Source organism: Methylobacterium marchantiae, assembly GCF_042679825.1.
Classification (GTDB): Bacteria; Pseudomonadota; Alphaproteobacteria; order Rhizobiales; family Beijerinckiaceae; genus Methylobacterium; species Methylobacterium marchantiae.
This window is the reverse complement of record NZ_JBHTND010000007.1, coordinates 105,367-131,769: the sequence shown is the minus strand read 5'-3', so window position 1 is coordinate 131,769 and position 26,403 is coordinate 105,367. Positions and strand designations below refer to the sequence as shown.

23 protein-coding genes are annotated in these 26,403 nt (G+C 69.5%); 10 read left to right on the top strand and 13 right to left on the bottom strand.

The window, feature by feature from the left end:
• Nucleotide 1: 1 nt before the first annotated feature.
• Entirely contained in the window at nucleotides 2–613 is a 612-nt protein-coding gene (locus tag ACFQ4G_RS07445) for a hypothetical protein (protein WP_238204952.1), read from the bottom strand.
• A 192-nt stretch (nucleotides 614–805) separates the two neighbouring features.
• Nucleotides 806–1,738, bottom strand: a complete 933-nt coding sequence (locus ACFQ4G_RS07440) for a hypothetical protein (protein WP_238204950.1) — start codon at nucleotides 1,736–1,738, stop codon at nucleotides 806–808.
• A 387-nt stretch (nucleotides 1,739–2,125) separates the two neighbouring features.
• Between ACFQ4G_RS07440 and ACFQ4G_RS07435 the strand changes: the two genes are divergently transcribed.
• Both ACFQ4G_RS07435 and ACFQ4G_RS07430 read left to right on the top strand, forming a co-directional pair.
• Nucleotides 2,126–3,604, top strand: a complete 1,479-nt coding sequence (locus ACFQ4G_RS07435; RefSeq protein WP_238204948.1) for an ATP-binding protein — start codon at nucleotides 2,126–2,128, stop codon at nucleotides 3,602–3,604.
• Nucleotides 3,601–4,263: a response regulator gene (locus ACFQ4G_RS07430; RefSeq protein WP_238204946.1), complete on the top strand. Its 663-nt coding sequence runs from the start codon at nucleotides 3,601–3,603 to the stop codon at nucleotides 4,261–4,263. Before ACFQ4G_RS07435 ends, ACFQ4G_RS07430 begins: the two co-directional genes overlap by 4 nt.
• Before the next feature lie 204 nt (nucleotides 4,264–4,467).
• Here the strand turns inward: ACFQ4G_RS07430 and ACFQ4G_RS07425 are convergent, their stop codons facing one another.
• Genes ACFQ4G_RS07425 through tsaD form a run of 5 tightly spaced genes read right to left on the bottom strand, consistent with a single transcriptional unit; the run spans nucleotide 4,468 to nucleotide 8,360 of the window.
• Nucleotides 4,468–4,884 carry an EVE domain-containing protein gene (locus tag ACFQ4G_RS07425; RefSeq protein ID WP_238204944.1) on the bottom strand — a complete coding sequence of 139 codons (417 nt, stop codon included), beginning with the start codon at nucleotides 4,882–4,884 and terminating at the stop codon, nucleotides 4,468–4,470.
• Nucleotides 4,885–4,935: 51 nt separating this feature from the next.
• Nucleotides 4,936–5,400, bottom strand: coding sequence for a hypothetical protein (locus ACFQ4G_RS07420; RefSeq protein WP_238204942.1), 465 nt, complete (start codon nucleotides 5,398–5,400; stop codon nucleotides 4,936–4,938).
• Nucleotides 5,397–6,386, bottom strand: a complete 990-nt coding sequence (locus ACFQ4G_RS07415) for an NAD(P)H-dependent glycerol-3-phosphate dehydrogenase (protein WP_238204941.1) — start codon at nucleotides 6,384–6,386, stop codon at nucleotides 5,397–5,399. Before ACFQ4G_RS07415 ends, ACFQ4G_RS07420 begins: the two co-directional genes overlap by 4 nt.
• A complete protein-coding gene (locus ACFQ4G_RS07410; RefSeq protein ID WP_238204940.1) occupies nucleotides 6,383–7,324 on the bottom strand; it encodes a GNAT family N-acetyltransferase in 942 nt (313 codons plus the stop codon). The genes ACFQ4G_RS07415 and ACFQ4G_RS07410 overlap by 4 nt, the downstream gene beginning before the upstream one ends.
• Nucleotides 7,317–8,360 (bottom strand): tRNA (adenosine(37)-N6)-threonylcarbamoyltransferase complex transferase subunit TsaD, encoded by a 1,044-nt coding sequence (gene tsaD, locus ACFQ4G_RS07405; RefSeq protein WP_238204935.1) that lies wholly within the window; start codon nucleotides 8,358–8,360, stop codon nucleotides 7,317–7,319. The genes ACFQ4G_RS07410 and tsaD overlap by 8 nt, the downstream gene beginning before the upstream one ends.
• A gap of 213 nt (nucleotides 8,361–8,573) precedes the next feature.
• Between tsaD and ACFQ4G_RS07400 the strand changes: the two genes are divergently transcribed.
• The 4 genes from ACFQ4G_RS07400 (at nucleotide 8,574) to ACFQ4G_RS07385 (ending at nucleotide 14,683) form a co-directional block, all read left to right on the top strand.
• Entirely contained in the window at nucleotides 8,574–9,281 is a 708-nt protein-coding gene (locus tag ACFQ4G_RS07400; protein WP_238204933.1) for a uroporphyrinogen-III synthase, read from the top strand.
• 387 nt (nucleotides 9,282–9,668) lie between these two features.
• Complete coding sequence (locus ACFQ4G_RS07395) at nucleotides 9,669–11,726, top strand: hypothetical protein (RefSeq protein WP_238204932.1); 2,058 nt, start codon at nucleotides 9,669–9,671, stop codon at nucleotides 11,724–11,726.
• Nucleotides 11,727–11,864: 138 nt separating this feature from the next.
• The gene (locus ACFQ4G_RS07390; RefSeq protein WP_238204930.1) at nucleotides 11,865–13,445 is read left to right on the top strand and encodes a heme biosynthesis protein HemY; all 1,581 of its coding nucleotides are present in this window, start codon (nucleotides 11,865–11,867) and stop codon (nucleotides 13,443–13,445) included.
• A gap of 107 nt (nucleotides 13,446–13,552) precedes the next feature.
• Nucleotides 13,553–14,683, top strand: coding sequence for a DUF2336 domain-containing protein (locus ACFQ4G_RS07385; protein WP_238204928.1), 1,131 nt, complete (start codon nucleotides 13,553–13,555; stop codon nucleotides 14,681–14,683).
• A 135-nt stretch (nucleotides 14,684–14,818) separates the two neighbouring features.
• On the opposite strand, the gene ACFQ4G_RS07380 is transcribed toward ACFQ4G_RS07385, so the two are convergent.
• The 4 genes from ACFQ4G_RS07380 to ACFQ4G_RS07365 form a co-directional block, all read right to left on the bottom strand.
• Entirely contained in the window at nucleotides 14,819–15,160 is a 342-nt protein-coding gene (locus ACFQ4G_RS07380) for a DUF1491 family protein (protein WP_238204926.1), read from the bottom strand.
• A gap of 252 nt (nucleotides 15,161–15,412) precedes the next feature.
• Nucleotides 15,413–16,750, bottom strand: coding sequence for a diguanylate cyclase domain-containing protein (locus ACFQ4G_RS07375; RefSeq protein WP_238204924.1), 1,338 nt, complete (start codon nucleotides 16,748–16,750; stop codon nucleotides 15,413–15,415).
• Nucleotides 16,751–17,134: 384 nt separating this feature from the next.
• On the bottom strand, nucleotides 17,135–17,881 hold the full coding sequence (locus ACFQ4G_RS07370) for a peptidoglycan-binding protein (RefSeq protein ID WP_238204922.1): 747 nt from the start codon (nucleotides 17,879–17,881) through the stop codon (nucleotides 17,135–17,137).
• 119 nt (nucleotides 17,882–18,000) lie between these two features.
• The gene (locus tag ACFQ4G_RS07365; RefSeq protein WP_238204920.1) at nucleotides 18,001–19,914 is read right to left on the bottom strand and encodes an ATP-binding protein; all 1,914 of its coding nucleotides are present in this window, start codon (nucleotides 19,912–19,914) and stop codon (nucleotides 18,001–18,003) included.
• Between the two features lie 350 nt (nucleotides 19,915–20,264).
• Here ACFQ4G_RS07365 and ACFQ4G_RS07360 point away from each other — a divergent pair, with 350 nt between their 5' ends.
• From ACFQ4G_RS07360 to ACFQ4G_RS07350, 3 genes are all read left to right on the top strand, one after another.
• Entirely contained in the window at nucleotides 20,265–20,546 is a 282-nt protein-coding gene (locus ACFQ4G_RS07360; RefSeq protein ID WP_238204919.1) for a hypothetical protein, read from the top strand.
• A 129-nt stretch (nucleotides 20,547–20,675) separates the two neighbouring features.
• Entirely contained in the window at nucleotides 20,676–21,722 is a 1,047-nt protein-coding gene (gene cydB / locus ACFQ4G_RS07355; protein ID WP_238204918.1) for a cytochrome d ubiquinol oxidase subunit II, read from the top strand.
• Nucleotides 21,719–21,850: a hypothetical protein gene (locus ACFQ4G_RS07350; protein WP_379039986.1), complete on the top strand. Its 132-nt coding sequence runs from the start codon at nucleotides 21,719–21,721 to the stop codon at nucleotides 21,848–21,850. The genes cydB and ACFQ4G_RS07350 overlap by 4 nt, the downstream gene beginning before the upstream one ends.
• Nucleotides 21,851–21,886: 36 nt before the next feature.
• On the opposite strand, the gene glgX is transcribed toward ACFQ4G_RS07350, so the two are convergent.
• Nucleotides 21,887–23,986 (bottom strand): glycogen debranching protein GlgX, encoded by a 2,100-nt coding sequence (glgX, locus tag ACFQ4G_RS07345; RefSeq protein ID WP_238204917.1) that lies wholly within the window; start codon nucleotides 23,984–23,986, stop codon nucleotides 21,887–21,889.
• Between the two features lie 72 nt (nucleotides 23,987–24,058).
• The gene (locus tag ACFQ4G_RS07340; protein WP_238204916.1) at nucleotides 24,059–25,480 is read right to left on the bottom strand and encodes an alpha,alpha-trehalose-phosphate synthase (UDP-forming); all 1,422 of its coding nucleotides are present in this window, start codon (nucleotides 25,478–25,480) and stop codon (nucleotides 24,059–24,061) included.
• A gap of 419 nt (nucleotides 25,481–25,899) precedes the next feature.
• Between ACFQ4G_RS07340 and ACFQ4G_RS07335 the strand changes: the two genes are divergently transcribed.
• Nucleotides 25,900–26,403 (top strand): hypothetical protein, encoded by a 504-nt coding sequence (locus ACFQ4G_RS07335; RefSeq protein ID WP_238204915.1) that lies wholly within the window; start codon nucleotides 25,900–25,902, stop codon nucleotides 26,401–26,403.

Below are 26,403 nucleotides of genomic sequence, written 5' to 3'. Positions count from 1 at the left end.
GTCAGTCGAACGATGCCGTGATGAACTGGTCCATCTCGTTCGCGGGCCGATAGGGCGCACGGCGCAGGGTCACGGAGCGCTCGGCGAAATCCAGGTCATCGTCCCGCGCCACCTGGACCTTGCCTTGCGGCGAGACCCGGCTGAACGCGAAGAGCGAGACCGCGAGGTTGTCGAACACGGCTTCGTTGGACCGGAACCGGCCGGGGGTACCGTTCGCCCGCTCGAACAGCCGCAGCACCTCCCGCGCCTTCAGCGAGAAGATCCGTTCGTTCCGAAAATGCGTCTCGGCATGCCGCGCTTCGACCGTCACCCCGTCCAATCGGCCGTCACGGTATTCCAAAAGGATCGGCGTACGGTCCTTCTCGAGGTTCTGCCGGTCCAGGCTCGCCAGATCGGTGGCGGCTTGCCTCATGGCGGAGATGTCGGCCACCGACAGGGATGGACCCAGCTGGGCGATCATGGCGTCCACATCGGCGGCGGCCTCCGCGCCTCGGATGAGCGGCGAGGGCGCACCGTAGACCGGGTCCGCTACGGCCGCGACCTCCTCCGGTGTGAGGCCGAAGAGGAGGCGGCCAATCCCGGTATCGGGTACCACTTCCCAATCGGGATTCACGGTCGTTCCCTTCCGCTCCATCGGATGGGCAAGGGCAGCGGCTGCCGCCAGAAGACACGCCCAGAATGCCAAGCGCAATGGCAGGATTCTCGTCAGGTCGGGCATCCGCCAAGGGATAAGATTTAGGTCTCCGGACGGCTCATGCGGGTCCGCAGCCTCGTTGGCATGGACAGCACAAACCGCAATCGACGATCAGAACTGGTTCGGCAGGTTCTTCACCGCGTTGCCGAGGGCCTCGACGCTCTCGGCGATCTTGCGTCCGGCCGGAGCGAAGGACGGCACCTTGATGCCGAAGACTTCGCTCTGCTCGGGCTCCGGCGCGGCAGGGGCCGCGGCGGGTTCGGCGCTGGCCTCCTGCACGGGCTTGGCGGCAGCGGGGTTGGCGGCAGCGGCCTTGACCGGCTTCGGTTTCGCCACCGCAGCGGTCGGCTTCGGACGCTGGGCGACCGGCTCTGGCGGCAGGGACGCGAACGACGTCTCGGCCGCACGTGCCCGGGTCGTCTGAGACGCACTCGGCGCGATCAGAGCCGCGTTACGGGTCGGGACGATGGCCGAGATCGCGCGAGGCGGCGGTGCGACGCTCACGGGCTCGATCGCCGGCATCGCCTTCGGACGGGCCGCGGCGGGCGCCGCCGGTTGATTCGGTGCCGCCGCCGCCATGGTCGAGATCTTCTCGGCAACGGGCTTCTCGATCATGACGATCGTCTCGACCGCGGGAGCCTTGTCGGCGACCGGCACGGCCGCTTCCTGCACCACCGGCGGCTTCGCGGTCTCTGCGGCCGTTGCCAGTACCGGAACGCCGTCCCGCAGATCGGGCCAGTCCGAGGCACTTGCCTGGGCGCTCTGCGCCTTCTGCATCTGATAGAGGTTCGGCCGCACGACCTGGGGACCGGCGAGGCTGCCCATCGCCGAGTAGGCGGCGACGGACAGGCCGGCGAGGGCGAGGCAGCCGAGTCCGCCGAGAACGATCGGCCGTCCAACGATCTGGCGTCCTAAGCCAGCGGGCTTCGCCGCGGCCTTCACCGGTTTGGCCGGAGCGAGCCGAGCGGGCGCGGGCTGGCCGGACCCGGCATTGCCGGACCCAGCTTGGCGCCTTTCGCTCGGATCGATGGCAACGTGCATCATCGGGCGGATTCTCTAACGATCATCGAAAAAACGTTTGACCGTCACGAAATCGGTACGGCCCGGAGCGATCGCCCTGGCGATGCGCACGAGTCGCCCGCTCCCTGCCGGCGTGTATCGGAGGTGAGAAGGACAATGGGGCATGAAGATGTCCTCACATCCCCGCTCAGTCATGCACGTGTCGTAGCCCACACGAATCTGGATAACGGCGCGGTACTTAACGGTCGGTATCCGGCGACGACTTGAGGTCCGTCCGTAAGACGAGCGCACGACCGAATCTTCGGCGAGCCCATTGCTGCGGATCGCGATCCGCAATCGCGCGCATTCCAAGCCGACGGAATATCGCTACAACCCTGCTCAGCGGCCCGACCCATCCCGGTGCAATTCACGATGAACCTCAACTCAATCGGCTCTTCGGCCGTCGCACCGGCGGCACGTCGCCCGGGCCGCCTGAGCTGGGCCGCCCTCCCCACGCGGGCGAGGCTCGTCGTCCTCGTCCTCGCCATCGACCTCCTCGCCGCCCTGGTCTCGTTCAGCCTGATCGTGATCAACGCCCGCTCGGCGGTGGAGGTGGAGATGCAGGCGGCCCTCGCCAATATCGAGGTGATCGTCTCGGACACGATCGGGCTCGCCCAATCGGCGTCCCCCGCCAGCCTGCTCCGGACTCTCGAATTGCGGGTGCAGGGTCTCCGCCACGTCCGCGTCGCGGTGTTCGACGCGGAAGGCGGCAAGGTAGCCCTGGCGAGCCCGCGCCCTCGCCGCGAGACGCATCTCGCCCCGCGCTGGTTCGGCGTCCTGATCGCACCGACGCCGCAACGCGACGAGTTGCCGATCGTCGCCCAGGACCAGCGGATCGGCACCGCCCTGATCACCACCGAGCCCCTCGACGAGATCGACGAGGTCTGGGGCTACACCGTCTCCCTGTCGCTCGCGAGCCTGTGCCTCAACCTCGGCCTGCTCGGTGCGCTTTACATCGCCTTCGGCCGCGTCCTGGCGCCCCTGACCCAGCTCGCCGACGGCCTGATCCAGCTCGAGCGGCACGATTACACGGTGCGGCTCGATCCGCCCGCCTCGCGCGAGCTCGCGATCATCGCGGAACGCTTCAACAGCGTCGCCGAGGCGCTTGCGGAATCGCGCGCCGCCAACGGCCGCCTCAACCGTCAGCTCCTCACGGCGCAGGATGACGAGCGGCGGCGCACGGCCCTCGAACTCCACGACGAATTCGGTCCGTGCCTGTTCGCGCTCGAAGCGAACGCGGCCTCGGTGACGCGATTGGCCCAGGCGCCGGGGGAACCGGACAGGACGAAGCTCTCCGCCCGCGCCGACGAGATCAGCACCATCGTCGGACAGGTCCAGGGCCTCAACCGCGACCTCCTCAACCGCCTGCGCCCGCACGCTCTCGGGCAGGTGCCCCTCGCCGAATGCCTGAATCTTCTGCTGCGCAATTTCCGCAACCGCCATCCGGGAACCGATTTCCGAGGGACGTTCACGGATCTCGCCCGCGGATACGGCGATCTCGTCGATCTCACGGTGTTCCGCTGCATCCAAGAGAGCATGACCAATGCGGTGCGCCACGGCGACGCGCGCACCGTCACGGCGGAGGTCGGCGAAAGCATCGGCGGCAACGAATTGCGCGTCGTGATCCGCGACGACGGCAGCGGGCTGGCCGCCGAAAGGGCCGCGACGCAACAGGCCGGGCTCGACGGAGGTTATCGTGGCGGAATCGGTTTGTCGGGGATGCGGGAGCGGGTGGAAGCCTTGAGCGGCACATTTCACCTTGACAACGCGGCGCCGGGGACGGTTGTCCGGATAGCGATACCGCTCGATCCCGAGCGGGCCGAGGACACGAGCCCGATCGTTTCCGTATGAACGCGTTGACACCGACATCGACCCAAGCGCCCGTCCTCGTCATCGACGATCATCCGATCGTCCTCCAGGGCTGCCGCCGCGTCCTCGAGGACGCCGGTATCGAGCGGATCGCCGAGGCGACCAGCACGGTCGCCGGCTATCGCCTGTTCTTCCGCCTGCGCCCGTCGATGGTGATCTGCGATCTCACCTTCCAGGGCAGCGGGCTCGCCGGGCTCGATCTCATCCGCCGGATGCGCAGCGCCGCGCCCGGCATCCGCATCCTGGTCTTCAGCATGCACAACGACCCGGTGATCGTCTCGCGGGCGCTGGAGGCCGGGGCGCTGGGCTACGTCCTGAAGGACCACGCCTCGGTGGAGCTGTTCGAGGCGTTCGAGCGGGTCCGCGCCGGCCAAGTCTATCTCGACCGGCGCCTGGCCACCGAAGTCGCGATGCTGCGCACCGACCCGCGCCGCACGCCCGAGGCGCAGCTGACCCCGCGCGAGCAGCAGATCCTCACCCGCCTGGCGCAGGGCAAGTCCTACGGCGCCATCGCGAGCGACCTGTCGGTGAGCTACAAGACCGTGACCAATGCCTGCTCGCAGATGCGCCAGAAGCTCGGCGTACGGACACTCGCCGAACTCATCCACGTGGCGGTGACGCAGGCGCAGCGCCAGGGCTGAGCCGCCCTGAGATCCTGACGCTGCGCGGCTTTTCTGGCTGGGCCCCGGATCGGGTTCCGCTGGCGCTCCACCCGTCCGGGGAAACGGGGGCGGGTTATGCCGGGCCGTCCGTTCTCATGCCGACGCACCCTGTTCCCGGCCGCCCGAAGGGTGAGCCGGGACCCAGCAGAAGAGGCGCCGCGAAAGCGGCTCGTGCCGGGCGGGTCACGCCAGCCCGCCCATCCCGCGCACGATCTCCCATTCCTCCGCCGTCACCGGCTGCACCGACAGACGCGAATTGTTGGCGAGCACCATCGCCTTGAGGCGCGGCTCGGCCTTGATCGCCTCCAGGGTCACCGGGCGCCGGAGGGGTTCGACGGCGCGCAGGTCGACCATGCCGAAGCGGCCGGTGGGGTCGGTGTCGTCCGGGTAGTAGGGCCGGATCACCTCGACGATGCCGACGACGGCCTTGCCCTCGTTGGAATGGTAGAAGAACCCGCGCTCGCCCACCTGCATCGCCATGAGGTTGAGCTTGGCGACGTGGTTGCGCACCCCGTTCCAGGGCGTGCCGTGCTCCCCCGCCTCCACCTGCTGGTCCCAGGACCAGGTCTTCGGTTCGGATTTGTAGAGCCAGTACGCCATCGCTCGCCTCTTTGGATCGAGGCGCATCCTTAGCGCGGGACAGCGTGGCCGTCAGGCGTCGCGAAGCGCCGATCCCCAGTAGCGCAGGCTGTCGGCGTTGACGGGAGACCCGGCATCCTCGTTGCGCTTCGTCACGAAGGCATGGAACGCGGCGGCCTCGTCGGGGCCGAGCAGGCGGCGGGTCGCGGCGAGGATCCGGGTGATGCGCAGATGGTTGTGGTCGTAGGCGCGCAGCCAGCCGTCGGTGCGGGTGTAGAACTCCGTCATCCGCGCGAGGGCGGAGCGCAGCCCTTCCTGAGCAATCGGGTCGGCGCGGATGGCGTCGGCTTCCTCGCTTCCGAGCACCGGCGCTCCCGGGACGGCGCGGCTCGCCTCGGATAAGGGGAAGCACCACTGAACGAAGTCGTGGACGCCCTCGATCCTGGCATCGTCGAAGGCGACGACGTCGGCGAGGGTGCGACGCGCGCCGTCGCGCCCGGTGCCGGCGAGGAAGGCGTGGATTGGCCCCGTGCTCATTCCGCCTCCCGCTTGAGGGGACGGGCGAGGAGACCGGCCACCACGGCATCGACGCTCGCCCCTCCCGAGACGATGGCGGCCACCGCCTCGGCCACCGGCATCTCGACGGCGTTCCTTCGTGCCAGGGCGACGAGGGCCGCGGCGGTGAAGGCGCCCTCGGCGAGCTTGCCGCCGGAGGCCTCCTCCGACGTGGCGCCGGCGCCGAGGCGCTGGCCGAAGGCGAAGTTGCGCGATTGCGGCGAGGAGGCGGTGAGAACGAGATCGCCGAGGCCCGACAGGCCCATCAGGGTCTCGGGGCGTCCGCCATAGGCGCGGGCGAAGCGCATGAGTTCGGCGAAGGCCCGCGCGATGAGGGCCGCGCGCGCGCTCTCGCCGAGGCCGCGCCCCGCGACGATGCCCGACGCGATGGCGAGCACGTTCTTGCCCGCGCCGCCGATCTCGACGCCGCGCACGTCGTCGGTGTGGTAGACGCGCAGGGCCGGCCCCGACAGGGCGGCGGCGAGGCGGGCGGCCAGATCGGCATCCTCGGCCGCCAGAGTCACGGCGGTGGGAAGATTGCGGGCGACGTCCGCCGCGAAACTCGGCCCCGACAGCACAGCGACGGACGCGCCCGGCATCGCCTCGGCGGCGACCGCGCTCATGAAGGCGTCGCTGCCCCGCTCGATCCCCTTGGCGCAGAGAACGATGGCGGCCCGCCGGTCGATAGACGATTTCAGGGTTCCGAGAACCCCGCGCAGCGTCTGGGCCGGCGTGACCAGGAGAACGACCTTCGCGCTGGACAGATCCCGCGGCTCGGCGGTAGCGCGGATGGCGTCGTGCAGCCTCACCCCCGGCAGGTAGCGGGCGTTCTCGCGCGTCTCCTCGATGCGCCGGGCGGCTTCCCCATCGCGCAGCCACAGCGTCACGGGATGTCCCGCCGCCGCCGCCGCATTGGCGAGGGCCGTTCCCCAGGCGCCTCCGCCCACCACTGCAATCGGGTCGCTCATGATCGATGATTCCCTGGCGCCCGATCTCTCGATACGCGATCCCGCGCGGCGGACGGCTCCGGCATAGTCAGCCGATAGAGCACGTGCGGCTGGAGCGGATCGCCCGCCAGCAGGCTCGGATGGAGGAATTCCTCGGAGAACGCCATGTCGAGCCGTTCCATCACCCGCCGCGACGGTGCGTTGCAGGCCGCGGTGAAGGCGACCACCGCCGGCACGAGGCAGCGGCCGGACAGATCGTCGAGGGCGAGCCTCGCGGCGCGCGTGGCGAGGCCGCGCCCCTGAGCCGAACGGGCGAGCCGCCAGCCGATCTCCACGATCGACCCCACCGCCTCTCCGCCCGCGAACGGCATCGGCCGGATCAGCCGCATGGCACCGACGAACCCGACGAAGCCCTCTCCCGGCACCGCGACCGCCCAGGGGCCGAAGCCATCGACCTCGAAGCGCCGGTCGAGGCTGCGGGCCTCGATGAGGCTCTCGCCCCGATCCTTGGTGGAGGGGAAGAACCGCATCACCTCCGGATCGGCGTTGAGGCCGGCGAAGGGCGCGTCGTCCGCCCGGATCCAGCGGCGCAGGAGGAACCCGTCTCCCGTGAGCGAACCCGGTGCGGGCGCGGGCCTTCCGCGACCCTTGAAACCACCCTTGCCACGCCAGACGAGGGAGCGCCGGTTCAGGAGATCGAGATCGGCCTTCGCCGACAGCACCGCCTCACCGAGATCGATGGCGAAGGCGAGCCGCTCCGCCGGCATGTTGGCCCAGGCCGGCGCGGCCACGCTCTCGCGCCAGGGTCCGCCGCAGGCATTGTCGAGAAGGATGCGCGCGAAGCAATGGTCGAGGCGCACAGGCCATTCCGGCCGGGCGCGGGCCGCCTGGGGCAGGCGCCGGTCGACGAGATCGCGCCAGCGCCGCTGCAGACCCTCCGGCGGGACGCCCTCAGGCACTTGCCGCCGCCTCGGCGAAGGGCCAGCGGGCGCGGGCCGGCGCGGTGAGATCGTCGACGAGGCCGAGGCGCAGGCGCTCGATCCCCGCCCAGGCGATCATCGCGCCGTTGTCGCCGCAGAGCGACAGGGGCGGCGCCACGAAAGCGAGCCCGGCCTCGTTGGCCTGTGTCGTCAGGGCGCGGCGGATGGCACCGTTGGCGGCGACGCCGCCCGCCGCCACGAGGGCGGTGGGATGGCCCGCGATGGAGCCGAATTCGCGCAGGGCGACGCGGACCCGGTCCACGACCACGTCGACCACCGCCGCCTGGAAACCCGCGCAGAGATCGGCCACGTCCGCGCTCGACAGCGGGGCCAGCCGTTCGGCCTCGATCCGCAGGGCGGTCTTGAGGCCGGAGAGGGAGAAGTTCGGCTCGCGACGCCCCAGCATCGGCCGCGGCAGGGCGAACCGCTCCGGGTTTCCGGTCTCGGCCATGCGCTCGACCTCCGGGCCGCCGGGGTAGCCGAGGCCGAGGAGTTTCGCGACCTTGTCGAAGGCCTCGCCGATGGCGTCGTCCACGGTGGTGCCGAGGCGGACGTAATCGCCGACGCCCTTCACCGCCACGAGCTGGGTGTGGCCGCCCGAGGCGAGGAGCAGCAGGTAGGGAAAACCGATGCCGTCGGTGAGCCGGGCGGTCAGCGCATGGGCCTCCAGGTGGTTCACCGCGACGAGCGGCTTTCGCGCCACCAGCGACAGCGTCTTGGCCGTGACGAGACCGATCAGGACCCCGCCGATCAGACCGGGACCCGCCGCCACCGCGATCCCGTCCACCTGCGACAGGCTCATACCGGCGCGATCGAGGGCGCGGGCGACGAGCCGGTCGAGCACCTCCACATGGGCGCGGGCCGCGATCTCGGGAACGACGCCGCCATAGGCCGCGTGCTCGGCGATCTGGCTCAGCACTTCGTTGGAGAGAATACGGCCGCGCCCGTCCTCGCCCGGCATCACGACGGACGCGGCCGTCTCGTCGCAGGTCGTTTCGATGCCGAGGACGTTCATGACGGTGCTTTGGATTTCGCTGAAGAGGGATGGGATGTCACGGAAGAGGAATGCCCCACCCTAGCCGGGAGGGGCGGCGGAGGGCAACGACGGCCTGTCTCTCATGGCGGGGATCGCCGCCATCGCGACCAAGGGCGTGTCCATCGAAGCGGCGTCTCACCGAAGCGGCTTGCCTTCGCACGGGCGAGCGGCGATTCCGGTGCGATGGTGGCGATGCGGATATGGATCGCGCGGCCCGAGCCGGGGGCGACGCGCACGGCGGAACGGCTCGTCGCGCTGGGCCACGAGCCCCTGGTGGCGCCGATTCTGGTGGTCGAGGCGACCGATGCGCCTCCGCCGCGAGGCCCGTTCGACGGTCTTCTCGTCACCAGTGCGAACGCGCTTCGGCACGCAGCAGGCTGGGGTCACCTCCACGGGGTTCCCGTCTTCGCCGTCGGGGCGCGGACGGCGGCGCTGGCGCGCCAAAAGGGCTTCGTCTCGGTGAGGACGGCCGAGGGAAACGCCGCGGATCTGGCCGGACTCGTCGTAAGGACGGTCTCGCCGGGCGCCTCGCTGCTGCATGCGGCGGGCGAGGACCGCAAGGCCGAACCGGTTTCGTCGCTGACCGCTGCCGGATTCACGATGACGACCTTCGTCGCCTACGGCGCCCGGCCGCTCGCATGCCTCCCCGACCACGTGGCGAAGGCCTTCGACGGCCCCGACGCGCTCGCCGGCATGCTGCATTACTCCCGCCGGAGCGCCGCGACCGCCCGCGAACTGGCCGAGGCCGCCGGATATGGCGGAGCTTTCGCGGCGCTCAGGCATTACTGCTTGTCGGTGGACGTGGCGGCGCCTCTGGCCGAGGCTGGAATCGCGGCCCATTTCATCGCAGGACAGGCCAACGAGGAATCGCTTCTCGCGGGCTTGAGATCAGGTTTCTGACGAGCGGTCTCGCCGAGGCGGTCGCCGCGGTGCTAGGACGAAACACTACGCTGTGACCGCAGGGCGGCATCCGGAGCGCGAAACGCGCCAGGATTGCGTCAGGCGGCAGACGAAAGTCGGGAAGGGAGCAAGAAGCCCGTGAATCCACCCAGCAGCGACGGCAAAGGCCCGGGAACTTCGTCTGGCGCCAGCGGCCCGAGGCCCGATGCGCCCAAGCCCGACGCAGGCCGGTCGGATGCGATCAGGCCCGCCACGGCAAATCCCGCCGGCACGAATCCCGGCTCGACGAATCCCGTCTCGACGAATGCGGCTCCGGGAAACCCCGCGTCGCCGCCATCCCTGTCCCAGCCGGCCGCGGCCGATGTGCCGAAGCCTGCAACGTCGCCGGTGACGACGGCTCCGAAGCCCGTCGATGCCAAACCGGTCGATACGAAGACCGATGCCGCCAAGCCCGAGCCGGGCAAGGTGGATGCAGGCAAGAGCGAGCCTGCCAAGTTCGATGCGTCCAAGCCCGACGCATCCAAGCCCGACGTCTCGAATACGGATGCTGCCAAATCCGGGCCGCTCAAGTCCGAGCCGTTCAAGTCCGAGCCACCCAAGACGTCGGCATCGTCCTTCGATGCCGGCAAGGCGGGAAGTCTCAAGCCCGACCTGTCGAAGCCCGATCCGTCCAAGCCTGATGTCTCGAAGCCCGCCGGGACCGGTCCGACGGCTTCGAGCCCGACGGGCAGCGGTTCGTCGTCCGCCAGGACCGAACCACCGAAGCCCGGCGCCGCAGCGGGCAACACGCAATCCACGGTTCAGAAGGCGGCCCTCACCGACGGACCCATCATCGACCTGAAGGCGAAGCGGATTCCCGATCCGGCGGAAGCCGCGAAGGCCTCCGCCGCGTCGAGCGCGGCCAAGCCCTCGGGATCGAGCACCTTCACCTCTGAAGCGGACAAGACTTCCACGACGGACAAGACTTCCACGACGGACAAGGCTTCGCCGGCCTCCGACGCGAAGCCGGCCGGGTCGACGACGCCCAAGATCGGTCCCTCCGGTGCCGTGGCCGGCGAGCCCGAGCGCAAGGGCGCGGGCTTCGGCTCGATGGCGGCCGCGGGCTTGATCGGCGGCGTCCTCGGCGCGGGCCTGCTCTTCGCCGTCGAGCGCTCCGGTGCCCTCGGCGGGGTCGAGGACCCGCGTTTCGCCGCCCTCGATCAGAAGATCGCGGCCTTGGCACCGAAGGACGCCCTGTCGGCCCTCGACAAGCGCATCGGCGCCAACGAGGCAGCCTTGAAGCCGCTGCCGGAGGCAATCCGCTCGGCCGATGCCGCCGCCAAGGATGCCCTGCAGAAGGCGGGTGCCGCTCCTGCGGCCGCGTCGACCGACGGGTCCGCTCCCTCAGCGGCGGCGATCCCGCCTGACCTGATCGCCCGTCTCGACGGGCTCGACCAGCGTGTCGCCGCACTTCAGGAAGAGCCGGGCCGCGACCAATCCGGCAATGCCGGGCTGACCGCCATCACGCCCCAGGCGGTCTCCAGCCTCGAGGAGAGACTGAAGGCCGTCGAGGGCAAGGTGGATTCGGCGGCCAAACCCGATTCCGCCAATTCCCTCGCCGCCCAGGTCGCCGCGCTGAAGGGCGACCTCGACACGCGGACCAAGGCGAATTCCGAGGCCGACGAGGCGCTGAGCCAGAAGCTCGCCAGCCTCCAGCAGAGCCTCGATGCGCGGGTCAAGGCCGCCACCGAGGCGGTCCAGGCGGCGACGCAGGCGAGCCAGCGGGCGGTCGATGCCGGCAAGGCGCAGGTGGCGGAAGCCGCCAAGGGCGTCGAGCGCCAGTTCCAGGCCCAGTCCGAGAAGATCGCGGGCCTCGACCAGGCCGTCGCCAGCCGCGCCGATGCCGGAACGGTCCAGGCCGGGATGCGCATCGTGGCGGCGGACCGGATCGTCACGGCGCTCAATACCGGATCGCCCTATGCCGATGCGTTGTCGGCCCTGCGCAGCTTCGAGCCCGGCGATCCGGCCCGTCTGAATGCCGTGGCCGCCTTCGCCGACAAGGGTGCTCCGACGGCCCGCAGCCTCGCGGCCGAGTTCCGTCCCATCGCGGAGCGGATCGCGGCGAGCCGCAGGGCCGCCCAGGCCAAGAACGTCGCCGAGACGGGCGACATCAAGCAGCGGCTGATGAGCATGGCCGAATCCATCGTCCAGGTGCGCAAGGTCGATGCCCCCGCGGCATCCGGCGAGACCGCGACGGACGATGCGGTGCCGAAGGTGCAGGACGCCCTGGACCGCGGCGCCATCGGCGAAGCGGCCAAGGCCTTCGCCGCCCTGCCCGAGGATGCGCGCGCGCAGGCCGGCGAGTTCGGCACCAAGCTCGCCTCGCGGGCCGCGGCGGGCGACGCCGCACGGGGATTGCTCGCCGATGCCTTCAAGGCGCTGCCCTCCACCGGCGCGACGCGGTGAGGGTCATCCTCCCGCCCCGGCCGCCCGGTGTTCCGGGCGGCGATCGTCCGATCGTCGCATGCAGGTGCAGCGCGCCCGCATCCCTTCATGCCCGCGTCGCCTCCCCGGCCGACGCCACCTCCCGGAGTTCGTGATCCCATGTGGCGCGCCCTCGCCTTCCTGGCCCTCCTCGCCATCGCCGCCTTCGGTGCGACGTGGATCGCCGACCGACCCGGCACGGTCACCATCGTCTGGAACGGCTACGAGATCGCCACCAGCCTCGCCATCGCGCTGATCGGCGTCCTCGTCGCGGCCATCGTCATCGGCTTCGTCTGGGCCGTGGTGAAGGGGGTCATCACCCTTCCCGAGACGCTGGTCCGCGGCTCCAAGGAGCGCCGTCGGGCCAAGGGCTTCTCCGCCCTCTCGCGCGGGATGGTGGCCGTCGGCTCGGGCGATCCCCTGGCCGCGCGCCGCCATGCCACCGATGCCGAGCGCCTGCTCGGCGCGGAGCCGCTGGCGCTCCTCCTGAAGGCACAGGCCGCGCAGATCTCCGGCGACCGCGAGGCCGCCGAGCACGCATTCCAGCGCATGGTCAACGATCCCGAGACCCGTGTCCTCGGCCTGCGCGGACTCTTCGTCGAGGCGCGCCGCCGCGAGGACGACGTCGCCGCCCGCGCCTATGCGGCGGAGGCCGCACGCCTCGCCCCCAGCGTCACCTGGGCCAACGAGGCCGTGCTCGAGGCGCAATGCGCCGATGGCGACTGGAGCGGTGCGGTGGAGACGGTGGAGCGCCGCGCCTCCCTCGGCCTCATCGAGAAGGGACTCGCCCGCCGTCAGCGCGCCGTGCTCCTGACCGCCGCCGCCCAGACCCGCGAGGCCGGCGAACCCGAGGCCGCGGCGCAGCGTGCCCTCGACGCCGTCAAGCTCGCACCGGACCTCGTCCCCGCCGCCTGCATCGCCGGCCGTCTCCTCGCCCGCCGCGGCGACCTCAGGAAGGCCGCCAAGATCGTCGAGGCGGCATGGCGCGCCAATCCGCACCCGGATCTCGCCAAGGTCTATCTCGGCCTGCGCGTCGGCGATTCCGTGCGCGATCGCCTCGCTAGGGCGGAAAACCTCGCGAAGATCTCGTCCTGGCATCCCGAAGCCCGCCTCGCCATGGCGCAGGCCGGTCTCGAAGCGCAGGATTTCGGCAAGGCGCGCGAAGCCCTGGTTCCGCTTCTCGCCGACCGCCCGACGGTCCGCACTTGCCTCGCAATGGCGAAGATCGAGGAGGCCGAGCACGGTGCAGGCTCCGGCCGGGCTCGCGAATGGCTGGCGCGCGCCGCCCATGCGCCGCGTGACCCGATGTGGATCGCCGACGGCGTCGCCTCCGAGCGCTGGGCGCCGGTCTCGCCGATCACCGGCCATCTCGACGCCTTCGTCTGGAAGGCGCCGACGGAGCTTCTCGAAGGCCCCTCGGGCGACGATGTCACGGGCGATCTCGACGACCGGGACGATCGCACCCGGCCCGCCCTCGTGGCCGCGGACAGGGACGCCGAGGAAGCCGCCCCGCCACCGGCGGTCGTCGTCGCACAGCCGAAGCCCGCGGAACCCGCATCCGTGAACGACGCCAAGATGGCCGCCAAGCCGAGTACCCCGGTCGCCGGACCGATGGCGAGCGGAGCGGCCACCCCGGTGGTGTTCCCCCCGCCGAAGGGCGCGGACAATGCGGCGGAGAACAAAGCCCGGCTGGTCGGCTGATCCCGCAATGGGGCAGGAAGGGCGGCGCCCCGCCGCCGCCCTTTAAAGGTCGGTTCACGCAAGCTCGCTAAACCTGTGATCAGCGAGTTCTGCGTAAACGAAGTGCCATGTCCCCATCTCTCGACGATGCGCCGGACTTCTCCGGCCTGATCGAACTGTCGCGTCTCGGCGACCTCGATCTGAAACCTGTCATCCTCCGAGTCCAGACGGACCTGTTCCTGACTGCCTCGGTGCTCGACAGGAAGACGGTGGAGGCTTTCGAATCCCTCGCCGGCGGTCTCATTCCCATCGTCGACGAGGAGACGGCCGAGATCGTGGCCCGCAAGCTCGCGCCCTTCCCCGCGACGCCACAGGGCGTCCTCGCCATCCTCGCCGCACGCGGCGGAGAGGTCAGGGACATCGTGATCGCGCTCGCCCCCAGCCTGTCGGCGGTGGTGATCGAGGCCGCCCTCGCGGACGGGTCGGACATCGCCGCGTCCATCGCCCGCCGAGCGGATCTGAGCCGTTCCCTCATCGACGAGATGGCGTCCCGCGACAGCTCCGCCATCGACCTGGCGCTCGCCGAGAACTGGCAGATCAGCCTTCAGGGCAGCACGATCGCCGTGCTCGTCGGCCGCGCGCGGACCACACCCGATCTGGCGCAGGCTCTCCTCGCCCGCCCCGATCTGGCGCCGGGAGACCTCGCTCCGCTGTTCCTGTTCGCCGACGAGGACTTGCGGGACGCGATCGGCCGCGCGGTCGGCTCCAGGGCCGCTCTCCGGCCGTCGCCTCCGTCACCGCGCGAGGCGGGGGCGGTCCTCACCGGCTTCTCCGGCCGGAAGGACGTCGCCGGCTTCGTCGCCGCCCTTGCCGAGATGCTCGGCCTGCAGCGCGGGTTCCTCGCCGCCACACCCGATCCGAGCCGGCGCTACGAGCTTCTCACCCTCGCATTACGTGCCGCCGGGCTGCACGAAGAGGAGGCGGTCTACGTCTTCCTCACGCTCAACGAGACCGTGGCGAAGTCGGTGGACCGGGTCTTCGACCTGGTGAAGCTCTTCCGCACCATCCCGCGCGGCGCCGCCCGCGATCTCCTCGGCGCGATCCTCGACACTCCTCTGCCCGAACGCCTCAACGGCGGCGGCGCCCATCAGCCCTATACGGCGCCCGATGCGGCCCGGCCGCGCATGCCGGCATCCACGGAACGCGCGCCGCTTCGCCCGGCAATGCCGGGCCGGGTCAGGCAGACCGGGACCGCCTGACCGCAGTTTCGCGACCGTGACGATCCATCTTCCCCGGTCGCGGGAAAAGGTGGTTCGCGCCCGCATCGGCAACGGGATCATCCTCCGGCGAAAGACATCGCGACGGGCAGGGTTCTCTCCGCGTCGCCCGCCCCGTCACTCGGCGAGGTCGAGACAATGGCGCCCGGAGCGGTCGTCGATCTCGATGATCCAGAGGTCGTCGTCGAACCGCAATTCCTTGCCGATGCGCTGTTCCACATCGACCGGCGAGGCCTCGCCCATCAACCGGACGAAGCTGCGGTCGGTCGCATCCTCGGTATCGACGAGGGATTGCGGCGCCGGTCCGTAGAGGTCGGCGCTTCCGTCGAGACGATCGATCTTGACGAAGATCGCTCCCGCCTCGGCGGCGCCGCGCCGGCGCTGCACCGCATCGATCCCCTCGACGGCGAGGCGGCGGAGATGGGCGGAGACCCAGAAATCGGAACGCAGGCGAGCCATGGCTGCGCCTATAGCATCGAAAGCCGGGAGCGAGCACCGGCCTGAAGGAGGCAGGGCTTCGAACTCGGGCTATCGGGTTTCGACAGTCCCTGAGCATGCCACACCGTCATTCCGGGCTCGCCTTCGGCGCCCCGGAATGACGGTGTGGGTGTCAGAACCGGCGTGCAGGTTTCCGCAGATGTCGGCGTGAACCCGGATTCGGAGCCCCGCTGAAAGACGGCCGGCAGAGACATCACTCAGAAGCGAAGGCACTCAGAAGCGAAACGTGTTCCGGCCCGCGGCCTTGGCACGATACAGCGCCCGGTCGGCCGCGGACAGCAGGACGTCCGGAGATGTGCCGTCGCGCGGTGCGCGGGCGATGCCGATGCTCAGTCCGACACGGAGTTCCCGGCCGCCATAGGGGATCGGCACGCCGACCGCGGATACGAGGCGCTGGGCGAGCTCGGGCAGTTCCGATTCATCGGCGGTGAGGATGGCTGTGAACTCGTCGCCTCCCAGGCGGGCGACGACATCGCATTGCCTCAGCTCGGCGCGCAGACGGGCCGCACAGGCCTTCAGGACGCTGTCGCCGGCCGCATGGCCCATCGTGTCGTTGATGCCTTTGAAGTTGTCGAGGTCCATGTAGAAGAGCGCGATACTTTCGCCGATGCGGCGCGATCGGTCGAGCGCGGCGTGAAGGCGCTGGCTGAACTGCGTCCGATTTGGCAGGCCCGTCAGAGGATCGAAGGACGCCAGCTGTTCCAGGCGCTCTTCCAGCAGCTTGCGCCGCCCGACGTCGCGAACCGAGACGACGTAGCCGTTCGGTGCCTGCGAATCGGGGTCGCGGCTCAGGCGTAGGGACGCCTCCATCCAGATCCACCCGCCCTCCTTGTGCTGGAGACGAAGTTCGATGACGGCGACGTCGATATGACCGTCGCGCACGCTCTGCATGAACCGCCGGAAGTTCGGGACGTCGTCCGGATGGGCGATGTCGATCGCCTTGCGTCCCACGAGCTCCTCCGGCTCGTATCCGAGCAGCGCCCGGATGGAGGGTGAGACGTAGAGGCGGACACCATCGAGATTGCCGCGAATGATCGTATCGGTGGACATTTCCGCGAGATGGCGAAACTCCGCCTCCCGCTCCGTGGCCTCGCGCACGGCGCGGGCCAGATCGTAGATTTGCCCGGCCATGGCGGCGAGGTCGGTGAGGAGACGGAGTTTCTCGGCCGAGCCGGCTTGCGGACGGGCATCCAGCACGGACAGCCGGCCGATCCGGTCCGGACCGAACGGGGCGCTCGCGAAGAAACCGACGTCCGCGTTCCCGGCGGGCAGCCATCCAGCGAAGGCCTGATCGGTTCGCGTGTCGCCGCACCAGAGCGCGGGCCACTCCCAGTCGGGCCGTCCATCGGCCATTTCGGCCGCGTTCCTCAGTTCGGGGCCGGCGCCGGAACCGAAATCCGTCCAGGTCCGGGACTCGCCGCGGAGACAGACGGAGGCGACCTCCGCATGGAAGAGTGCCCGCGCGATCCGACAGCATTCCGAGAAGTCAGGTGCCGGCAGGATCGTCCTTGCGATGCCGTCTGTCGCTCCGGCCTTTTCGTGTCCCGTCATGTTGCGGATGCCGATCTTTGCGCCACCGATGCACGGTCAACAGCAAATGGACGAATATGCGGTGGTGACGAACAGGTCGGCATCAGTGGATCGGCGTCTGATCCGGCGGTGTGGTGAGACGGTCGGACATCATGCTCGGATTGTCGGCCATTGCCCAAGTGCGACGATCCTTCGGGGCACGCTGCGGCCGGCACGAATCCGTCTTGGATAATCGATGATACTCAAAGACGAAAAGCAGAAAGAAGGCGGCAAGAGCCACCTGAGCCACCGTCTCGATGGAAGTCGGCTTTCCGACAACCGTCGGTATCGATCGCGTATGTCCGTTGGTCCGTTTTCCGCCCGTCACGGATGTCGAGGGGAGGTTCCGACCGCCGGGATTCCCCCCTACCCCTTGGTCGATCCGGCACGCGAGGCGAGTTCGCGCAGGGTGCGGCCGGCGGCGACGCCCTTCACCGGCAGCTTGCGGTCGCGTTCGAACTTCTCGATGGCCGCACGTGTTCCGGGTCCCAGGACGCCATCGGCTTCGAGAGGCCCATAGCCGAGCTTCACCAAGGCCCGCTGCGCCTGCGCCACCGCCGCGTCGGATTTCGGTGTCACCGAGGCGGTGGTCTCACCGGCCTTGATGATCTCGGCGATCACGTCGCGCTTGGTCGTCGGCGCGGCGGCGACGGCGGGCTTGGCCGCCGGCTTGACCGGCTCCGGCACGGATGCGGTCTTCTGCTCCGGAACGGGCTCGGCCTTCGGAACCTCGACCTTGCGCGGGGGCGCCTCGGCGAGCCTGGCCGGCTCCGCGGGCCTGGCCGCCTGCGACTTCGCAGGGGGCGCGTTGCCCGCCGACTTGCCGAGGGTCGGAAAGATCGGGGCCGGATGCGGACCTCCCTGGAAGCCCAGGGCGTTCATCGCCACGGCCGCCACCGCGCCCAGCGCGACGACCGAGCCGATGACCTCGCCCGGCCGGCGCAGGCAGAGACGGCCGAAGCCGCCGATGGCGGAACCCATGGTGCGGAACCAGCCGGACGCGGGCCGCCGGGTCGGGCCGGCAGCGGGCTTCCGGCGCGGAGGAACGCTCTGCGCGCCCCGGGCAGGCACGACGATCTCGCGCTGGTCACGCTTCGGCAGCGGTTCGCGCATGGTCTATCCTTCACAACGCCGATGACGGCCCGGCGAGCCGGACCGAAAATGGGGGTTTGGTTTTCGCGGGAGGCCGCGGCCGGACGAGGCTCCGGTCCGGCACGGCTGTCGGAGAGCGCTCATCCCGCACGCTGCATCGGAATGTAGCGCTCGCTGACCGCCTCGGGCGCGGGATCGAACAGGCCGATCGGACGACGGACCGGCAGGGCCGCTTCGGTCTCGGCCGGCAGGACCGTCGCGCGGCGGATGCCCGTGCGGATCGGGGCCGGCGGAGCGGAGCTCGATCCGCGCCGGCAATCGAGCGGCAGGGTGACGGTGACGGTGGTGCCCTGGCGTTCCGCACTCTCGATCGAGATGCTGCCGCCATGGAGCCCGACGAGCCCCTGGACCACGGAGAGGCCGAGCCCGGTTCCCTCATGCGTCCGCTGGTAGCCGCCGCCCGCCTGGAAGAACGGGGCGCCGACCCGCGGCAGGTCGTCCGCGCCGATGCCGATGCCGCTATCGGCGACCACGATGTCGAGATGCGACGCGCTCTGGCGGAACGAGACCTCGATCCGCCCCCCCGGCGCGGTGAACTTCACCGCATTCGAGAGGAGGTTGATGAGCACCTGACGGCAGGCGCGAGGGTCCGCCGTGATCTCGATGCCGGGCGCCTCGCTGCCGCGGACGAGGGTGATCCCGTTCTGGTCGGCCTTGAGCTGCATCAGGTCGCAACAGGTCCGCACCAGCGAACCGACGTTCATCACCTCCGGGACGTAGTCGAAATTGCCGCTCTGGATGCGCGACATGTCGAGGAGGGCGTTGACCACGTCGAGGAGGTGGCGCCCCGAACTGCCGATGATGTCGGCGTATTCGCGGCTGCGCTCCGGCCCGAGGGTCATCGACCCCTGGCCGGCGAGGACTTCCGAGAACCCGATGATGGCGTTGAGCGGGGTGCGCAGCTCGTGGCTGACGGTGGCGAGGAAACGGCTCTTGAGGTCGTCGGCACGCTCGGCCTCGGCGCGGGCGCGCTCCAGTTCCTCCGCGTGGCGATGATGCTCGGTGACGTCGCGGGTCACGGCGACCACGCTCGATCCCTCGATTCCCGCGAGGCTTCCGACGATGCGGTGGGCCCGCATCTCGGCGAAGATCACCCGGGGCTCGCCTTCGGCGCGCATGGCGGCCGCGTCGAGATGCAGGCGGAACTGGACCGTGGCGGGCTTGCCGCTGGAGGCGACGTCGCTGATCGTCTGAAGCAGGGCCGGACGGTCTCCCACATGGACGCGGTCCAGGAGCCCGTGGCCGCGCAGGCGAACCGAATCGATCCCGACGAAGCGGGCCGAGGATGCGCTCGCGTCGATGACGCGGCCGTTCCGGTCGTGCCAGGTGACGAGGTCGTCGATGGCCGAGAGCAGCATGCGGTCGCGCAGCTCGTTGTCGCGCATGCGGGCGAGCCAGCGGCCCTCGTGGCGCAGATGCTCCAACGCCTGCGCGGCGACATGGCCGATGGCGGTGATGGCGAAGACCGGCATCGCCAGCGAGCGGGACAGGTCGAGAACCGGCAGCGAGATGCTGTCATGCGGCAGGAAGGCGACGATGAGGGCGCCGACCATCGCGATGATCGCGGCGGCGAGGGTCGCGCGGCGCGATCCGGAGACCACGGCCTCCAGGGGGATCGCCACCAGCCAGATCGCGGCGGCGGAATTCACGCCGCCCGACATCAGCGCGAGGCAGACCACGAGACCCGTGAGCCCTGCAGACGACATCGCGTGGGCGATCCAGAGGACACCCGTCCGCGACAGGAACACGGCGGCGAAGACCGGAAGCATCAGGCTGGCGATGGCCAGGACCTCGAGGCCGGTCGGCACGCCGCGCCACAACAGGTAAGGCGGGAGGCCGGCCATCATCACGATCCCGGTGGCCAGACGCGACACCAGGAAGCGCTCGTGCCGGAACCGCACGGCATCGTCATCGATCACCGACTCGTGGACGAGCCCGGCGAGCCGGAGATCGATCGTGGAAGCCAGGCCGCTGTAAATACGCAATACGGACACGCACAGCGCGAAGTGCCTGATCGGCGGCTTCGACGCCCCTTGGCTCGACTTGAACTCGGGCTCGACTTGAACTCGACTGATGCCGAACCTCGCAGACCCGACTTAAGCGAGTGTTGCGCAGACCCCTCCGATTGTTCGGGGATGCTTTCCATAGGGTAACCGGGACGATTTCGATGGCGGACCCTTTCGGGGCAAAGCAACGCCCGTCCACAGGGCTGCGCCAGCAAGAAACAGGACGTTCACCACGCGACCCGATTTCAGGGCTCTCGTGAGAGGGGTTTTACGTTCTCCGCCGAGACTCGGCCGCAATGGTCCGCTCCCGGCCAATCCTGCACCAATCCACGGGTCCCATGTCGTTCATCATTCGTGCCGGTCTGGTGATCGGCGCCCTCTCCTACCTCGCCGCGCATCGCGACGATCCCGCCTCCATGGCACGCCTGTCGGCTCCGCCGGTCCAGCAGGCGGTGTCCGCCGCCTGGGGAGCGCTGCCGGCGGACGCGCGCGAGAAGGCCCTGAGCGACGGCGCCGAAACGATCGTCCGGCAGATGGCCGGATCGGTCGCGGGAGCGTCCCGCGATACCCTGGCGGAGACGGACCGGCGCCCGGCCTGGCGCGGTGCTGATGGCCGCTGAAGACGTCTCCGGCCGGCAGCGAAGTCCCGGCGCGGGAAGACTTCCGGGCGCGGGAAGATTACTGCACCGGCTTCCACTTCATGCTTTAGTCGCCCGGTAGACCGGGTCGCGGGACGGAGAACGTCGTTCATGTTCGGTTTCGGCATGGAATACGAAGGTGCTGCCTTCTGGCTGCCCCTGGTCTGGGCGGGGCTGCTGGCGCTGGCGGTCGCCATGTACGTCGTCATCGACGGGTTCGATCTTGGCGTCGGCATCCTCTTCACCGCCGCGAGCAAGGGCAACTGGCGCGACCGGATGATGATCTCGGTGGCGCCCATCTGGGACGGCAACGAGACGTGGCTCGTCCTCGGCGGCGGTGGCCTGTTCGCGGTGTTCAGCGTCGCCTACGCGATCCTGCTGCCGGCCCTGTACCTGCCGCTGATCCTCATGCTGCTCGCGCTCATCTTCCGCGGCGTGGCCTTCGAGTTCCGGTTCAAGGCCGAGAAATCCCAGTTCCTGTGGGACAACGCCTTCCATTACGGCTCGCTGGTGGCGACCTTCGCGCAGGGCATGGTCCTCGGGGCCTTCGTCCAGGGCTTCACCATCGAGGGACGCGGCTTCACGGGCGGCACGATGAACTGGCTGACGCCGTTCAGCGTCATGACGGGGATCGGCCTCGTCTGCGGCTACGGTCTGCTCGGGGCGACGTGGTGCGTGATGAAGACGTCCGGCGAACTCCAGATCTGGGCCCGGCGCAAGAGCATCCAGTTCCTCCTCGGCACCGTGATCTCCATGACGATCGTCAGCGCCTGGGTGCCGTTCCTCGGCACGCAGATCCAGTGGCGCTGGATCTCCTGGCCCAACATCGCCTTCGTGGCGCCGATCCCCGCCGTGACCGCGATCGTCTGCTGGCAGCTCTACGCGACCCTCAGGATCGGCCGCGAGGTGTCGCCGTTCCTGCTCAGCATCGCCCTGTTCCTGCTCGGCTTCCTCGGCCTCGCGGTGAGCCTGTTCCCCTATATCGTGCCGCCGAAGATGACGATCTGGGAGGCGGCCAACGCCGTCAGCGCGCTGAAATTCGCCCTCGTCGGCTATGCGGTGGTGATGCCGCTGACCCTCGCCTACACGGCCTATGCCTACTGGGTCTTCAGGGGGAAGGTCGCGGAGGACATCGCGACCGGCGGATACGGGCATTGAGCGACCCGAGGCGGGACAAGCCCCGCACGTTCGGGCGCCTGCTGTGGTTCGTCGCCTTCTACGCGACCAGCCTCGTGGCCTTCACCGCGCTGGTCTACCTGATCCGGTTCATCGCCAAGGGCAGCTGAAGCGCGGGTAGACCGGCGGATGGGAGGACGGCCCCCTCAGATCTCGTAGGACGCCGCCTGCCGCGCGCGCAGCACGTAGAGCGCGTACGGATCGAGCCTAAGCCGCGCGCCGGGTGGGAACAGCGCCTGACCGGCCTGGACGGTACCCACCTGCCGGGTCGTGTCGAACACCACCATCCAGGGACCGCCGATCACCGGGGCCAGGGTGAAATCCGTGGCTTCGTCGGCGGCGTTGATGAGGATCAGCAGGCGGTCCGCGCTCGGCAGGTCGTTGCCGATCTGCATGCCGAAGGCCCGCCGATCGCCATCCGCCCAGGCCTCGTCGTCCATCTCCGCGCCGCAGGGCGAGAGCCAGTGCACGTCGCGCAGCGGCCCCTCGCCGATGACGGCGCCGGTGAGGAACGTCAAGCGGCGCAGGGCCGGCTGCTCCCGGCGCAGGCGCGTCAGGTTGGCGACGAAGGCGGTCAGGCCGGGATCGGCATCGGTCCGCCAATCGATCCAGTTGGTGGCATTGTCCTGGGCATAGGCGTTGTTGTTGCCGTCCTGGCTGCGCGAGCGCTCGTCGCCGGCCAGGATCATCGGGACGCCCTGGGCGAGCAAGGTCGTCGCAAGCAGGTTGCGCTTCTGGCGCGCCCTGAGGGCCAGGATCGCGGAATCGTCCGTCGGCCCCTCGACACCGTAATTGCGCGAGAGGTTGTGGCCGTGGCCGTCGCGATTGTCCTCGCCGTTGGCGTGGTTGTGCTTCTGCTCGTAGGAGACGACGTCGGCCAGCGTATAGCCGTCATGGCTCGCCACGTAGTTGATGCTCGCGAGAGGCGACCGGCCGGAGGCCGAGAAGATCTCGCGTGAGCCGGACAAGGCCTGGGTGAGCTTCGGGAGGACGCCGCGGTCGCCCCGCCAGAAGGCGCGGACGCTGTCGCGGAACTGGTCGTTCCACTCGGCCCAGCCGCGCGGATAGGCACCGAGCTGGTAGCCGCCCATGCCGATATCCCAGGGCTCGGCGATCATCTTGGCGCGCGACAGGATCGGGTCCTGGGCGATGGCCTGGAAGAACGCGGCCTTGGCGGTAAAATCGTGCGGCGTGCGGCCGAGGCTGGTGGCGAGATCGAAGCGGAAGCCGGCGACGCCGTAGGCGGTGACCCAGTGGCGCAGCGAGTCGAGGACGAGCTGCATCACCCGCGGATGGTCGAGGTCCAGCGTGTTGCCGCAGCCGGTGCAGTCGATCTCCCGACGGCGGTTCTCCGGGTCGAGCTTGTAATAGCTGGCATTGTCGATGCCGCGGAACGACAGGGTCGGGCCGGTATGATCGGCCTCGCAGGTGTGGTTGTAGACGACGTCGAGGATCACCTCGATCTCCGCCGCGGCGAGTTCCCGGATCGCCGCCTTGAGGCCGCCGATCCCGGCGGCGCCGAGATAGCGCGGCTCCGGCGCGAAGTAGCCCAGGGGCGAGTAGCCCCAGAAATTGACGAGGCCCTTCTCCACCAGGAACCGGTCGTCGGCGAAGGACTGGATCGGCAGGAGCTCGATGGCGGTGACGCCGAGCTTCAGCAGGTGTTCGACGATCGCCGGATGAGCCAGCGCCGCATAGGTGCCGCGCTCCTCCTCGGGGATGTCGGGGTGAAGCTGCGTCAGCGCCTTGACGTGGGCCTCGTAGATCACCGTCTGCCCCAGCGGCCGGCGGATCGGGTGGATCGCGAGATCGGGCAGGTCGGGCGCCGTCACCACCCCGCGCGGCATGAACGCCGCGCTGTCGCGCCGGTCGATCTGGTCCTCGCGCTGGAGCCCTCGGCGGTGACCGTAGAGCGAATCGTGCCAGCGGATGCGGCCCTGGATCTCGCGCGCATAGGGGTCGAGAACGAGCTTCGCTGCGTTGAAGCGGTGGCCGTTGGCCGGGTCCCACGGGCCGTGGACGCGGTAGCCGTAGAGCTGGCCGGGAAAGACGCCGCGCAGGTAGCCGTGCCAGACATCGTCGGTGCGGCAGGGCAGCGAGACGATACGGCTCTCGTGGCGCTCGCCCGGCTCGAACAGGCACAGGTCCACGCCGGTTGCATTCTGGGAGAACAGCGCGAAATTGACGCCGCGGCCGTCGAAATGCGCCCCGAGAGGCCCGGGCACGCCATCGTCGATGCCGATCATGGAGGTCCTTCGCAATACGACGCCCGAGCGAACTCCCCTCCGGCCGGCGAGCGGACGGAAGACGGGAGGTCGCTACTCCGCGGCCGCTGCGGCGCGCGGCGGCTCACGCTCGACGGTGCGGAAGTTCTCCAAATCCGTCAAGAAGTTGCGCGCCCACCAATCGACGTCTTCCCGCGTCATCCGCTCGACCATGGGCTTCCAGCGCTCGATCCGCTCGCCGCGCGGCATGTAGAGGGCGGTGCGGATCGCTTCCGCCACCTCGAACCGGTCGTAGGGGTTCACCAGGAGCGCCTCGGGAAGCTGCCGTGACGCGCCCGCGAATTTCGACAGGACGAGGACGCCGGGATCGTCCGCGGTCTGGGCGACGATGTACTCCTTCGCGACCAGGTTCATGCCGTCGCGCATGGGCGTCACCAGACCGACGCGGGCGGCCCTGTAGAGGCCGGCCAGGACGGGCCGCGGATAGGCCTTGGTGACGTACTGGATCGGTGTCCAGTTGGGTTCGCCGAGGGCGCCGTTGATCTCGCCGACGGTCTCGTTCACCTCGCGGCTGAGTTCCTCGTATTCGGGAACCTCGGTGCGCGATTTCGGCGTGATCTGGAGATAGACGACGTTGCAGCGCTGATCGGGATTCGACGCGAAGAAGCGGTCCACCGCCTCCATCCGCTCGGGAACGCCCTTGGAATAATCGAGCCTGTCGACGCCGATGAGGAGCTTGCGGGTGCGCAGGCCCGCCATGGTCTCGCGAACGGTCTTGTTCGCGCCCGCATTCTCCGCCGCTTCCTTGAAGCCGGCGACGTCGATGCCGATGGGAAAGCTGCGGATGCGCGTGCGGCGCCCGTCGACCATGAGCGAGCCGCCACCGAGCGGGATCGCCCTCAACTCGTCGATCAGATTGCGCGACAGGTTGTGGACGTCGGGGTCGGTCTGGAGGCCGATCAGATCGTAATCGGCGATGCCGCGCAAGAGGTCGCCACTGGCGGGGAGCGTGTTGAACACGTCGGCCGCCGGCCAGGGGATGTGGTGAAAATAGCCGATCGGGTTGGCGATGCCGAGGCCGCGGAGCTCGGAAGCCAGCGGCAGCAGGTGGTAATCGTGCACCCAGATGATGTCGTCGGGCTCGATCAGCTTGGCGAGGGCGCGGGCGAACGTCCGGTTGACGCGCTGGTAGCCGGCGTAATCGGAGCGGGAGAAGGAGCCGAGACCGAGCCGGTAATGCATGATCGGCCACAGCGCGCGATTGGCGAAACCGCTGTAATACTCGCGGTGGTCCTGCGGCGAGAGGTCGACGACCGCGTACTGGACCCGGCCGCGATCGATGAGTTCGGGCTCCTCGGACGGGTCTTCGACGACCTTGCCGCTCCAGCCGAACCAAAGCCCCTCATAGGACGTGAAGGCTTCCTTCACGGCGACCGCCAGACCCCCTGCGGCGACGGATTTCCCGTTTTCCTCGGGGACGGCCACACGATTCGAGACGATGACAAGTCGTGCCACTCAGTGGCCTCCGGTCCTCAGCGTGCGGCGCACCATGGGCGCGCCGGACAGGATAATTCCGACGTTCAACGCACGTAACGCGACCGTGATCCGTCCGGTGCGGTTACGTATGTTCACATTCCTCATCCCCAGCCTAACCGACCGCATCGCCCGCGGCCAGGGTTTCGGCACCGCGAATGTCCGATGCGCAGGGGATGGCCGGGCGCCCACGCCTTCCCGGCCCCCTCGACGCCGAGCTTCGCGGCGATGGCCGGTCCTGCGTGAATGCGGGCCGACAGGCGTGCCGACGCGCTCGATCGGACGAATGCGGCGGCCGGCCGAGGCCCTCATCGCCCGCACCGTGCGCGTCCAACGGAACCGCGTCTGTTGCCATGATGTTGAGGAGCCAAAGGTGACACCGTTCCAACGTCATCAGGAGTATGCCCGTGAACGCAAATCAACCCACAGGGCCGGCATCCGCCGTGAACGATCCCGACATCGGCGGCGCAGCGAGCGCCAGTGGAGACTGGAAGGCTCTGCGCGGAGATGTCGAGGGGATCGCGGACGTGGCCGTCGAGCGTGGTCGCGGCTTCGTCTCGGCAGCGCGCGCGCACGCCACCGATTACGCCGATCGCCGCAAGGCGGATGCCGCGCAGTCGGTCAACGACCTCGCACAGGGCTTGAGGGATTCGAGCAAGTCCTTCGACGACAAGCCCAACATCAAGGCGTTCTTCGACAGTGCCGCCGAGGGGCTGGAGCAGCTCGGAAGCTCGATCGACAACCGCAGCTTCGCCGAGTTCTACGACGATGCCGAAGCCTTCGCCCGCCGGGCGCCCGTGGCGGTCGCGGTCGCGACCTTCGTGACGGGGTTCGTCGTGTCGCGGTTCATCAAGTCGTCGAGCATCGCATCCGACCGCGACGCCCGCGATTCGTTTCGCAGCTAG